A 13,416-nucleotide genomic window follows, 5' to 3' on the forward strand; every position below is an offset into this window, starting at 1 on the left:
CGTCAAGGAGGATAAATATGTCTACGACACCGCCGCAAGGCAAGTCATTATGGGTAGATGTCCGCGAGACGGTCGTTGCTGGGTTGCGGGATTGGCGGGACAAGGGCGAGGAGTTGGCGCGGCAGGGCAGAATCCGTATGGATGAGGTGCAGACGGAGCGTCGTCTGCGATCGGCACAAGAGGCCTTGGGCGCGAAGTGCAGCGAACTCCTATCACAGGGAGAGAGCATCTCCTCCGAGCATCCGGTGGTCAATCTACTGCTGCAGCGCGTGCGCTATTACGAAGACGATTTGACGCGGCTGCGCAGCGAACACGCACAACACGCGGAAACGATCGTCTGACACGAACATCATGCCGAAATTGACGAGGCGAGCCAAATGGCTCGCCTCGTGTGTGTATTTGCAGTGTGATCTTGTGCTGGGGGGGCACAAATGACATCTCACTTTAGGAACACTATCTTGCGTGTTTCAACTGCAGATCGATCTGAGGCCCGCAAGAAGTAGATTCCACCTGCGAGCGTTCGTGGTGCCTCAAACATTAGCTCCCCGCCGGATAGATTTCCTGTATGCACAACAGCTTGCTCTCTGCCCAGAATGTCAAACAGAGTTAGTTTGAAATCCTGACGAGTGAACCCGGCCAATTCAATCTTCAAAGTCGAGTTAAACGGATTGGGAAAAACGGACAAGAGCCTCCATGTCGAATTGACTCCTGGACTCAGGCGTCGGAAATCGCTTGACATCGACGTGTCAGGCGGCTCCATCAGCCACGGTTCAAACTCAACGATACTCAAAAGTAGAGTATCACCTTGTCCATCTGGATTCCTCGTCGGATGGAAGGGTCCGCTTTCGTGGCCCCACCAGTTGTTGCGAGCATCAATCGTCGGGGGATTCGGAATCCACGCTTCGCGATAGAAAACGGTGCCGACATTATCCTCAAAGACATTTGAATCAAGTCTTCCCGGCATAGGGCCTTGGTTGTCAAAGGAGAAAACAGAACCGCCGCTATTCCCATCCTGTTGATTGCCAGTGAAGATGTTGTGATGAAAGAACACACTTCCAGAGGGAACAATACATGCCCCGCGAGCGCCATACCCATCTCGAACAATGTTGTGTGAGAACTCACCTTGACAATCCCACAGGTAGACAGCGCCGACCCGGTCAAGCATGGTATGTGATTCTATTACATTACCTGAGAAGAATGGGACACCAAACCGTCGAAAATCAAAGATAACAACAGCCGCATCATTTGATGTGTTGCCACGAAATATGCAATTTCGAGTCTCCACATTACCCAGAGTCAGCAAGTGGCATGCACCAAAGAACTGAAATGACCACGGATTTCCGTTTGTCTCAAACAAACAGCCTTGCACAAGTGAATTGTCGCTTTCCAAGACAGCAGCACCCATTATACCCCCGCACTGGCGTAATGTACAAGCTACCATCATCGCGTATCCACCCAAGTGGGCACCACCCGCAGACTCCCGAGAGGTACACGCTTCCATCGTACAGAACTGCAAGATCGCGGCAGATTGAAAAGTGAAGAGGCCGCCGCCAAACCGATCTGCATTGCAATTCTGTAGAGAACTATATTGTATATCCAGAAGGCCTTCTGCAGAGTCGGGAGTATTAGACATAACCGCAATGCCTCCGCCTCGTTGCGCACTACAATTCATGATACGGGAGTTTCTGATCACGACACGACTGGCATTCGTATGAAGTCCGCCTCCGGCAATCCAATCATCGGACGGACCATGCCAGACCGTACCTCGTCCCTCCCAGAGAGTAAGACCAATCATCGTCAGACTATCAGTCATGGGGAGCGAAACAATGAAGCAACTCGCGCTGTCAGGATCGGCAAGCTCCGCCTCAACGATTGTGGCAATTATGTGACTGGAATCTCCCTCGAGAAGATACGCGCTGGCGATTACGATCGAGTGATCAAGCACACGTACAGACTCTCGGTACACGCCGTCGCGAAGTAGTATCGTATCACCTGCACTCGCCTCTCTAATTGTCGCGGAGATTGAATAGCTGGAGTCGATCTCAATCACCGCGCATAAACCCTCACCAACAATGCTTAGTGGCAAGATCAAAAAACAGTGCGCGATGCAATTAGCACACATCATCACTCCACTCACTGGCTAGGCTGTTGCGGACATAATGCTTGCTGATAGTACTGACTATTGTTGTCATATCCTATACAGGTAGCTTCTCCTCCTGATGCGATCGTAGCGCTCGCATCGTAAGACACTGCTCCTCCTCCAATCTGGACCCAGCCGGAAGAACACTTAGATCTGGGACCTGTTGACTGCACTGCCGCCACACAGCGAACTTGACCGTTTTGCACAATTTGCGAGATCGCAGTGGAACCAAGCGTCGCTGTTGCAAATACATAGTGCACACCAGAATATGACGGCCAAAGAACCACGCTTTCGTTATCGTGCTGCGTGAAGGTGAATTTCTGATCTCATGCATCTACTCTAAATGTGGCGGCGAGTAGAAGCAGAACCCCGGCGAAGATTGCTGGAAGTTGTGTGCTCTTCACTTCGTCTAAGTACTTCATATTTCCTCTCCCATGTCTGGTTACCTCTCGCAGGATTGCGTCGAGGGCACCAACAATATACTACCCCCCCCCCCCGTATTTGTCAAGACCACATTCAGCATTTCCAGAGATTTCTTTCTTTTCTTAAAAACAAGAGTTATCAATGAGATCGGGGCACCAGCGAAAAGTGTGGATAGTTTAGGATACTTCAAGAGAGAGGCGAGCTGAAAGGCTCGCCTCGTGTGTTACAGAAGAGTCGGCAACCGCAGTCAATCGAGGTCACGCGTTACTCATGCTCACTTTATGAACAGCAGTTTTGCCGTCGAGGGAATCCCTTCATCCGTAGACAGTCGGGCGAAGTAGAGGCCGCTGGCGGATGTTTCCGGCCGCCAGTCGCGAACATGAACGCCTGCGCGAATCTTCTCGTCAAGAAGAGTCGCAACGCGCCGGCCAGTGAGATCAAATATGTCGAGTGAAATCTTCTGGTCCTTCAGCAGCACGAACTCGATGGTCACGCTGCTGTTGAAGGGGTTTGGATAGGCATTTCCAATGAAACTCTGCGGCACTGAAACCGGAACACGCGGCTCGGGAACACTCGCAAGGAAGCTCGTGTCCTCTTCCCACGGCTGATAGTTGATTCTCCATTCCACCGTGTCTCCCAATCCGCCCGGATTTCCGACAGAATCGTACGGCCCGGATTCATGTCCCCAATAGTTCCGCCGGGCGAAGGATGTTCCATTGAGGTTTCCCTGAAAGACAGCGTATCCGATGTTTCCCTGCATGACGTTGTAGTTAAAATCCGTATCGCCGTTTCGGTAGAGCAAGACCTGACCGGAAGGCGGCCACGAGATAGACTCGTTTGAACACTCCAGAATGTAGTTGTTGGAGACAACGCGAGGCGACTCATTGATCTCGAACAAGTTTCCCAACGATGTATGACCAAGACTGAAGCCGCGCACAAGATTATGCATGATCATAACGGTCGTGCGCGTTCGGGACAACGCGAAGAGTCCATGCATGCCGTAGGGCCACACTCTTGTGAAATCTTCAAACACGTTTCCACGACAAAAGAAAGTGGTCAAACTGTCCGGACCGCCCTGACTGTAGATCGCGCCGCTGAGTCGCTCATTCGTGAACCGACAAGAGTCAATTCGCAGAAAGTCGAGATACTGACCGCCCCTGTGAATGAAATTCGCCCAATGATTGTCGTGAAAATACGTGTTTGAAATTTCCACGGTATCAGGTGGCTTTGACGCATACACGAAGTAGCAACCGTCAGGGTTGGGCCCCCTTCCACAGTTCCTGACTTCCGAGTTGATCAACGTCAGATGCGTGAGCCGTATTCCGATTTGTTCCGGTCGCTCATCCTCGTCATCATATGATGTGCTTTCTTCGATGAGACATGAGTCCATCACCACCTGAGATTCGACACTCCGGACTGCTGCGCCGAACCTGTTTGCACCACAGAATGTGAACGAACAATTAGAGATAGAAGTCACGGATTGTCGTACTCCTACTCCCCCGCCATAGCCGGCCTTGCAGGAATCGAATTTGCAATGCTCAATGCTGACAACTTGACCAAAGACCCGAATCGCGCCGCCTGATTCGTCGTGACGCGCTGAACTGGTCGCGAATCGAAGTCCGACGACTCTGCAGGACGGAAGGGGTCCGCCGTCATCTTCGATTGAGATTGCTCTGATGGTGTCGTCTCCGCTCGTGTAGCCACGAATCACGCAGGAATCGATATCGCCGAGCACTCCTGTTTCAAGAAACCTGCCTGCGATCGTCAGGCCCATGGACGGAATGCTGACCGCCTCAAGATAGGTTCCACTCGAGATCAGAACTGTGTCGCCTTGCTGTGATGCCGTAACGGCAGACTGAATACTGCCGTATACTTGAGGGACTCTTCTGACAGCGGCAAGTGAAACTTCCCCGCTCAAGACGACCATAGTTACGGCTATTAAAGCAATCAACCGCACGGCTCTACTCAGGATTGCAGTTTGGCGCACAAACCGCTGCTGTAGCGGTGGAGAAGTACACTGTGCCGGATCCGGACTCGCAACTTCCCTCGCACTCCTTGCACTTCACCTTAAACCTTAAGATATGATTCTGTCCGATTGCGTGATTCTCGACCGTCGTTTCGTTTCCGCATCCGCAAAGATCATCAAGTATCCAGAACCTAAACCATTCCGCTCCACCCACGATATCCCAGCATTCGAGCACTACTTTGTTGTCTTCGTCGCCATCATAGTGTATGTAGGTCTTTGTGACTTGTTCTCCGGAGGGAATCGTGAATTCCACCGTCGACCAATCGTTGTCGCAGCAAACGTCAGTCACGTAGACGCACATACTTGCTTCGGTTTGCGCAAGCATTGACGCGCACAATCCGAACAGCATACCCATCATCACCAGCGACTTCATAACTGTGACACCATTTGATTGTTCAGTCGTGAGAAGATGTCTCAAGAGCTTGTATAAAGTAATACCCTCCCTTCGGCAATGTCAAGCCCGCTGTCCCATGATTGCAAAATTCCCCCGGACCCGCCCTGTTGACAAGTTACGAGAGACTCAATGTGACTTAAAAATTTGTATTACTTGGAATAATAAAATGAAAGAGACGCGCTGCGGCACGTCTCGTCAATCACAAGTCGGGAATTCTCTGCTTATTGCGCGGTGCCGATGTCCAGCAATTCGACGTCAAAAATCAGCGTCGCTTTGGGTGGAATTCCGGCGGGATGTCCGCGGTCGCCATAGGCCAAGTCGCTCGGTATGATAAACTGACGCTTTTCGCCCTTCTTCATCAACGCAACGCCTTCGTCCCATCCGGCGATCACCTGCCTGCGTCCGAGCGTAAAGCTGTACGGCTCGCCGCGGTCCACTGAACTGTCAAACTTGCTTCCATCCAAAAGCCAACCGGAGTAATGCACGCTCACGCGGTCGCCCGTTTTGGGCGTGTCGCCCGTGCCTTCTTTGACCATCAGGTACTGCAGACCTGAAGCGGTCGTCACTGTATCGCCTTCAACTTTCCACATGGTTGGTCCGTTGTTCTCCGTCTTGGTCTCAGTTTGAGTGGTCTGCTTCTGTTCGTCGGCGGCACTTCCGGCCTCGACTTTCTTGCTCGCCCCGCCGCAGCCTAATGCAATGCACATAGCTGCAATAAGTCCCAATCGCATTCTTGTCCTCATCATGCTCCTTTCTTCATACAAAGAGGCTGTTTTCGGCCTTGTTTTTCAGGTCTTAAAGCCGTAATATAAGAGAAATGACTTTAGGTGCAAGCTATTGATACTATTAATTGTGAAAGGTAGGGGGCCATGAGTGTGTGCAGGACATTCCTGGAGATTAATACACGCCTTTGGCTGCGGGAGCTTGGGAACGGGCCTCCTCTGTCGCTGGCTGACGTGCCCGACGAGCACTTCGACCGCTGGAAGGAACGAGCTGTGGACGCGGTCTGGCTGATGGGCGTCTGGAAACCCAGCGCGGCGTCACGGGATATTGCGCGAGTCCATGAGGGGCTAATGAAGGACTATTCTGAGGTCTTGCCCGATTGGACTGCGGAGGATGTGACGGCCTCTCCCTATGCTCTGGTCGGATATGAGGTGAATCCGGAGTTAGGGGGCGACGCGGGTTTGGCGGAGTTTCGCAGAAAACTGAACGAGCGGGGGATGAAACTCATCCTCGATTTCGTCCCCAGTCATACGGCCCGTGATCATCCGTGGACGCGGACACATCCCGAGCGCTACGTGCAGGGCAGCGACGCCGATCTGCAGCGTGACCCTGCTTCGTGGTTTCTCTGTGAAACGGAGCATGGCCCGAAGATCATCGCGCACGGCCGCGACCCCTACTTCCCCGCGTGGTCGGATACGGCGCAGCCGGATTTCCGCAAGCTGGAAACGCAGCTTGCGATAGCCAATGAACTGCTTTCCGTGGCGGGACGCTGTGACGGCGTGCGCTGCGACATGGCGATGCTGATCCTCTCGCACGTTTTCACCAAGACGTGGGGCGGGGAGATGCGGGAATTCTGGCCGTTGGCGCTTCAGCGCGTGCGCGAGAAACATCCCGAGTTTATCTTCATTGCGGAAGTCTATTGGGGACTGGACCTTGAGCTCTGTGAAATGGGATTCAATCTCACGTATGACAAGAATCCGCTCGATTGGGCGGTCGGACCGACGGGGTTGTCGCGCGTGCAGTTTGATTATGACGAGTCGAAGCACAGGTGCCGGATTCGCTTTCTTGAGAATCATGACGAGCAGCGTATCGCATCCCGGCTGGCATTCGCACCGCACCGTGCCGCGGCAACGTGGATATTCTGTCTGCCGTCTGCGAATCTGCTCTATCAGGGGCAGCTCAAGGGCGCCAAGCTGAAGGCTCCGGTGCAGCTGCTGCGGATGCCGCCGGAGGAGCCGGACGCTGCAATCTCTGAGTTCTACGCGCAGTTGATGACGGTATTGGCACACGATGCGATGCGCAACGGTCAGTGGTCGTTCTGTCATCCGCGGCAAGCCTGGCAAGGCAACGAGTCTTTCTGGCAGGTATTGGCGCAGCGTTGGGATTCCGAGACAAATCATCTGCGGATTTTCGTGAACTGGGCGGACTATCGGAGTCAGTGCTGGGTGGATTTGGGTTTTGGCAATCTGCAGGGCAAGGAAGTAGTGTTGCGCGACTTGCTTTCGAGCAAAGTTTATATCCGCGACGGCGTGGAACTGATGATGCGCGGGCTATACCTCGATTTGGAGCCGTGGGAGGTGCACGCTTTTGAGTGCGAGGTGCGCGACGCCGCGGCGGTGACGGATGAAAGTTCGGAAACCGGCGGAGCGCTGCCGTTCGGCGATACGCTCGGCTGGACAGCACGCAAACAGGACGAAACAAATCGCTAATCACACACGGCCGGAATTACAGCAATATATGATTCTTATCACCGGAGCGGCGGGATTCATCGGCAGCGCGTGCGCGTGGGCACTGAATCAGCGCGGCGTGTCTGACCTGATTTTGGTGGATAGTTTCGGCTCACGCGAGAAGTGGAAAAACGTGCGTGGATTACGTTTCCGCGAGTTCGTGGACCGCGAGGATTTGTTTGACGCGCTTGCCAGCGCACCGTGGGCGGGTGACGTCAAGACTGTGATTCACATGGGTGCGTGCGCGGACACCACGCAAGCCGACGTGGATTATCTGATGGCGTGGAACTATGAGTATTCACGGCTGCTTTGTGAGTGGTCGCTGGAGCATCACGCGCGCTTCATTTACGCGTCGAGTGCGGCGGTGTATGGCGACGGTTCGCTGGGATTTTCCGACGACGATTCCCTGACTCCGAAGCTGCGCCCTTTGAACGCCTACGGATTTTCGAAATGGTTGTTTGACATGTGGCTGCTCGAACACAAGCTGCAGGACAAGGTCGCGGGCTTACGCTTCTTCAACGTGTTTGGCCCGAACGAATATCACAAGGGTCGCATGGCGAGTGTTGTGCTGCACGCCTATCCGCAGGCGCGCGACACGGGTAAAGTGCGACTGTTCGAGTCACACCGCAGCGACTTCCAGCACGGCGAGCAACGGCGCGACTTCATCCACATCGCGGAAGTGCTGACCGGCATCAAGTTTCTCCTCGACAAACCGAGTGTCAACGGTATTTTCAATCTCGGCACGGGCACTCCGCACACCTATAATCAGCTCGCGGAGAACGTCTTTAAGGCACTGGGCAAGCCGGTGAATATCGAATACTTTCCGATGCCCGAGGATCTGCGCGGCCGCTATCAGTATGAAACCTGCGCGGACATGAGCAAGTTTTACGCTGCGGGTCTGCCCAAGTTCGCGGACCGCTTCGGTGAGTTTGTCCAGAGCTACGTGCGGGATTACATGCATCGGGACTCAAGGTATCTTGCGGACGCGTGAGTTTCGAGTATAAGCTTAGTAACACAGCGGGCGGCCATAATGGCCGCCCGCTGTGCTTTGATGAGGAGAGATGAAACAAGTTGCTCGGCGGGTGGCGAACTCACGCGGTTCACTTTGCACCCGCCTCGCGCAAGGCTTAACGCATTAAGATAGCTTTCTGCAGGCTTGTGCGATTCAACGCGTCGAGGCGGATGAAGTACACACCGGTCGGCAGCGCGCCGCTGGAGTTTTCGGCGTTCCAGAGCATCGTGTGTTCACCGGCTTCCATGCGGCCATGCAGAATCGTTGCCACTTCCTGACCGATGACGTTGAACGCGCGTAGAGTGACATCGGCGGCTTCCGGCAGTACGAACGTGAGGTTCGTGCTCGGGTTGAAGGGATTCGGATACGCTGGTTTCAATCCGAACTCAACGGGCAGCACGGCTTGATTAACCGATTGCGTAACTCCGAAACCGGTCAGCGTGTTTTCGCTGTCCCGCAGTTCATAGCGCACGCGCACATACGGCGTTTCGCCGGCGGGCAGCATCAGTTCGACGGTCGCGAGCGTTCCGCTTCCCGAAATTCCGGGCGCGGTGCGGCTCAGACGTCCGATGTTGATGTCCGCGAGATTGCCGTCGTGATGCGCGAGGAAAACGGTCTGTGCACCGCGCCGCAGGAAATCGCCTTCGCTCACGTCCGTTACGATGGCTCGCGAGTTTAACACTTCAACCACGAGATGCGCACTGGTCAAACGAACCGCCTCGGGAACAGCAATCGTCAACGTCGTCGTTTCGCCATCCGGCTGATAGGACACACGGATGCTGCCGTCGTCGTCAAGTTGATCGCCGCTCCAGTCACGCGCGGCAATCGAAGAACCGCTCTGAGTGTTGAACCATGCATACATGGTCGCAAGCGACAACAAGTCGTAAGCGTCGAGCTGTCCGTCGGGATTGGCCACGAGATTCGGCACGGTGGAACCCAGATACGGCCCGATATCCGAAATCGGATCAAAAGTCAGTCCGTTGCCGTTCCAGCCTTGCGTGAACACGTTCACGTCGGCGAAATTTATCTGTCCGTCTGGTTCGGGCACCATGCGCGGCGCATTGCCCGGAGTTCCTCCGGTTCTGGCGATGTCCGCAAGGTAACCCGCACGCAGCGACATTCCGGAACGCACGCCGTTGGTCACGGGCACATTGCTGACGTCGCGCAGGTCGGTCGCCGCCGCAAAGCTGATGGCGCCGGTGGAGGGAATCGTGAGTGTCGTCAACGCTTGTACGGTAATGGTTGCAACGGTGCGTGTGCCGACGATGGAGAGCCCGTCATTGTCGCCGACCATCGCGGCATTGATGTCCAAAGTTCCCGCCGTGTTGTTTACATTGGTCAGAAACACCGTGTTCGTGTAGCGTTCGCCGCTCCACAGATTGCCTTCGCTGATATTCAGCACGGAAATCATCGTGGCAGGGAACGTGCAGGACGCGCGCACCGATACCAATGAGTCGGGGTTATTGAGCACGAGCCGCAGCGTGCGCACGGCGCCGCGCTGTAATAACAGGTATCCGTCACCGTCCAGCGCATCTATGAACGCAAGCTCGGGGATGACGTTTGTGCTGTCTGTTCCGTCCGTGCTGTCCGAACCGAGTTCCGTCAGCCAGTCGCGGCGCACGATTTTGACAACCTTGTCACGGTCGGCGTCCGCCGCCAGAATCACCAGCCCGCTGTCTTCGGCCATGACACCCAAGCCCATCGGATTTGCGAAGCGGTTTAAGCTATTCCCCGCCGAGCCGGCCTGCGACACAAATGCAGGCGCGGTATTGCCGCCGGAACCGGTGGCTTCACTGTCGCGATAGATGACGACACGGTCATTGCCGTTGTCGCTGACGACCAGATAAACCTGACCGCTCATCTTGACCGTTTCGATGTCTTGCGGCGCGTTCAGGAAATCCGAGCCGCTGCTTGCCGTGGACCATGCCACCTTGGGGCTTGTCCACGAATTCGGGTTGACGTTCGAATTCGGATTATACGAGAATTTCTGCAGACGATTGTTGCCGGTATCACAGACGTAGACGTCATACAGGCCGAGGTTGTCATTGTAGGCTGCGGCAATTCCGCGCGGGTAAGCCAATTGACCGCTCGCGCTGCCCAGTCGGCCGAATTCAGCTTCGTCCACGGACTCTTCATAGCGAACGCGAATGAACACGCCCGCAGAGGGAATCATACCGTGCGCGCCGTCACCGAAGCGCAGCTCGCGTGTGTAGCGGTCGACTTCGCAGTAACGATCCGCAGGTCCCGCAATCAGCAGGTCTTCGACAATCGTCCACGGAGTGTTGTCATTGCTTGCCCAGACGGTGAAGCTGTTTTCGCCGCCGACTGTCGCCAGTTTGAAAGTTTGACCCGGTGAACCGTTTGATTGACCCGGCACATCCCATCGCACGTCGCCCGCAAAGCAGTTGTCAATGTTTTCGTAGGCGCGGATGACCTTGATCCGATGATTGTCCGTGTCGGAGATAAACAGTAGATCGTTCTTGACGGCAGGCGAGCCGTCCAGTTCGTAATAGTCTCCCAGATTGAAATTCGTTCCGTCCACGTCATCCGTTGACGATGCGAAGTCCGTTGTATTGGTGATTGTGAACGACAAACCCGGAATTCCGGAGATGTCCGCGACGCCGTGCGTCCAGACGCGCCACTTTTGGATTTCAGCGAGATTTGTCTGATCAGTAATCGTGATGATACCGTCAATGACTTTGAACAGCGCACGCGGCGATCCGCCGCCCAGCGATGTGTAGGCCTTTGCGCACGCCATAAAGGGAGCAGTCTGTCCCGCGATGGACGGGCAGATCAATCGAGGCTCGATCGCAAAGACCGTTGCCGCCGCTCCTTCTTCAAGAATCTCGCGCCCCGGATTTCCGGTCGCGGGAGACCATGTGCCGCTGTTGATGTCGAAAGTCTTGTAGCGCAGGCCTTCGCGATTCACGGTTGAACCGTAAGGATACAGAATGTGCAGCATGTTGTTGGGATCAACCGACACACTAAACGCCAGCGGTGCGACGTCATCTCCTGTCGTCGCGGCAGTGCCTGCTCCGGACGTGAAGTTTCCGTCGAGTGAACCGATCATATTGTAGCGAAGTTGAGCCTGATCCACACCGTAAGTTTCGGTGCCCGTTCCGGCCCAGAAGACATAGAGACTCGAATTGACAAGCGCGATTTGCGGCTGCGGGAAGGATTCACCGCGACCGCCGCCGTCGGAAGCAAAGCCCGCCGCCGTCGTCACGGGATCAGGCGTACCGGCAGTAAATCCGCCGGTCTGATAGCTTCCCCACGCCGCGCCGTTAAACAGCATGTAGCTGATGTCCGCAGGCGGTGTCGCGTCGGACACGTAGGCCATGTAGATGCGGCCGATGTTATCCACCACACAATGCGGCGCGGAAAAACCCGTGCCCGCACCCGAAGCGATGAGCGTCGGTGCGCCCCACGAACCATTATAGACTCGATAGTAGACGTCGTCGTCGCCCGCCCAGATTAAATGCACGTTGCCGGATGGATCGACCAGCAGATTACAGTAACGATTTTCAGTGACCGTCGCGGGCGTAAGGGATGTCGTCAATTCGATACCCGCCGACCAGCTTGAGCCGTCGGAAGAAACCGAGTGATACAAATGGCGTTCGCCGCCGCCGTTTTCGGCTTCATAGACGATGTGCAGGTTGCCGTTGCTCTCTTTGGCGATGCGCGGACGGTCATGCACTCCTGTCAGCGTCGGAGGTGAAATCGTTACCGGCGTAGACCATGTCTGGCCGAAGTCGTCGCTGTAGCTGTATGCCGTGCCGGGCACCGCGTTGTCCGACGTCATGACCATATGCAGCCGGCCGCGCGGCTGATCCCACATCAGATCTACTTCCGTCACGTCTGGAGTCGCGTTGGCGTTCATACCCGTCGTTGTGTCGAAACTGAACGTGATGCGATAGTCGTTGCCGAGGAATGTGTTCTGATTGGTGATGCTCTCGACAAGCGTCGAGTTGGCTACGCCGGACGGCGTGCCTTCCGCGATCATTCCGTCCACGTTTGTGCCGCGATCGACGACTTCCACGTCATACGGACGACCGATGAGTCCGGGATAGGTGTCCACGTGCGTGAATGCACCACCCGGGCCGATGTTGGTGAGATCATAGCTTGCGAGCGAACCGCTCCCGCCCGTCACGCCGTTGACCAAATACAAGTCAACCACCGCACCCAGCCGCACCGACGCGTTAATCGCCAATGATGTCAAATCTGTCATCGCGGGATCGGTAGAGGAAGTCGCCTCATTCAATTGCAGGGGAATGTCGGTCGGCATGGACTGATAAAGCATGTAATCCAAATCTCCCACGCCGGGCGTTCCCGGCGGAGTGGCATAAGCATACTCCACGCGCACGCTGTCTGTCGGCTGCAAGTCCCAACCGAGCGGCAGAGTCGCCACGCCGCCCGTGTTCGGCACACCGGAGTAGACCATCGTATACACGGAGTCCGCCGCACCGTAGCCCGTGAGCGAACCGACACGCTTGAAGAATTTGCCGTTTACCCAGATGCGCTCGCTGCCCGGAACCGTCTCGCCGAGCGAGAATCGGATCGAACGTCCGCCGTAGTTGCCCTGCACCGGCGTGACGCTGTAGAATAGCGCTTCGACATTCCACTTGACCGGAGTGCCGAAGACCTGCACGCGGCGATGGTCGTGATCCACGACAAACGTGCGCATCGCGTCCACCGAACCGAACAGTTCGACGGCGGTCGGCGAGGAAAACGGCGTGCTGTAAAGCGGCAGCGGAGTATTGACCAGATAGTCAAGATAGCCGCTCGAGTCCGCAGTCAGGCCGTGCCGCACATTATAGTATGGCCCGTTCCATTCAATGAATGAACGGTAGGTCGGCGCGCCGATTACCGTTGTGACACTCACAAACAACGTGAGCGTAGAAAGCAACATGATTTGCCAATTTCGCATGGTCATGCTCCCGATCTTCCGGCCGCTGAAGCCGGATATGGTGA

Annotated in this window: 8 protein-coding genes; 3 read left to right on the forward strand and 5 right to left on the reverse strand. The window is 55.4% G+C overall.

Annotation, left to right across the window (positions count from 1 at the left end):
* The first annotated feature begins 17 nt into the window (after positions 1 to 17).
* Positions 18 to 341, forward strand: coding sequence for a hypothetical protein (locus KJZ99_06010; GenBank protein ID MCL4305448.1), 324 nt, complete (start codon positions 18 to 20; stop codon positions 339 to 341).
* A 98-nt stretch (positions 342 to 439) separates the two neighbouring features.
* On the opposite strand, the gene KJZ99_06015 is transcribed toward KJZ99_06010, so the two are convergent.
* The 4 genes from KJZ99_06015 to KJZ99_06030 all read right to left on the reverse strand — a co-directional run bounded on the left by KJZ99_06015 (position 440) and on the right by KJZ99_06030 (position 5,729).
* Positions 440 to 2,050: a T9SS type A sorting domain-containing protein gene (locus KJZ99_06015; GenBank protein MCL4305449.1), complete on the reverse strand. Its 1,611-nt coding sequence runs from the start codon at positions 2,048 to 2,050 to the stop codon at positions 440 to 442.
* A 787-nt stretch (positions 2,051 to 2,837) separates the two neighbouring features.
* On the reverse strand, positions 2,838 to 4,520 hold the full coding sequence (locus tag KJZ99_06020; GenBank protein ID MCL4305450.1) for a T9SS type A sorting domain-containing protein: 1,683 nt from the start codon (positions 4,518 to 4,520) through the stop codon (positions 2,838 to 2,840).
* Positions 4,521 to 4,524: 4 nt separating this feature from the next.
* Positions 4,525 to 5,007 carry a hypothetical protein gene (locus tag KJZ99_06025; GenBank protein MCL4305451.1) on the reverse strand — a complete coding sequence of 161 codons (483 nt, stop codon included), beginning with the start codon at positions 5,005 to 5,007 and terminating at the stop codon, positions 4,525 to 4,527.
* Between the two features lie 197 nt (positions 5,008 to 5,204).
* The gene (locus KJZ99_06030) at positions 5,205 to 5,729 is read right to left on the reverse strand and encodes an FKBP-type peptidyl-prolyl cis-trans isomerase (GenBank protein MCL4305452.1); all 525 of its coding nucleotides are present in this window, start codon (positions 5,727 to 5,729) and stop codon (positions 5,205 to 5,207) included.
* Between the two features lie 129 nt (positions 5,730 to 5,858).
* On the opposite strand from KJZ99_06030, the gene KJZ99_06035 reads away from it, so the two are divergent.
* Positions 5,859 to 7,415 (forward strand): alpha-amylase, encoded by a 1,557-nt coding sequence (locus KJZ99_06035; GenBank protein MCL4305453.1) that lies wholly within the window; start codon positions 5,859 to 5,861, stop codon positions 7,413 to 7,415.
* Between the two features lie 28 nt (positions 7,416 to 7,443).
* Positions 7,444 to 8,424: an ADP-glyceromanno-heptose 6-epimerase gene (rfaD, locus tag KJZ99_06040; GenBank protein ID MCL4305454.1), complete on the forward strand. Its 981-nt coding sequence runs from the start codon at positions 7,444 to 7,446 to the stop codon at positions 8,422 to 8,424.
* 136 nt (positions 8,425 to 8,560) lie between these two features.
* On the opposite strand, the gene KJZ99_06045 is transcribed toward rfaD, so the two are convergent.
* Positions 8,561 to 13,372: a hypothetical protein gene (locus tag KJZ99_06045; protein ID MCL4305455.1), complete on the reverse strand. Its 4,812-nt coding sequence runs from the start codon at positions 13,370 to 13,372 to the stop codon at positions 8,561 to 8,563.
* Between the last annotated feature and the right edge of the window lie 44 nt (positions 13,373 to 13,416).

Source organism: bacterium, from assembly GCA_023382385.1.
In the GTDB taxonomy this organism is placed as follows: Bacteria; Electryoneota; RPQS01; order RPQS01; family RPQS01; genus JABWCQ01.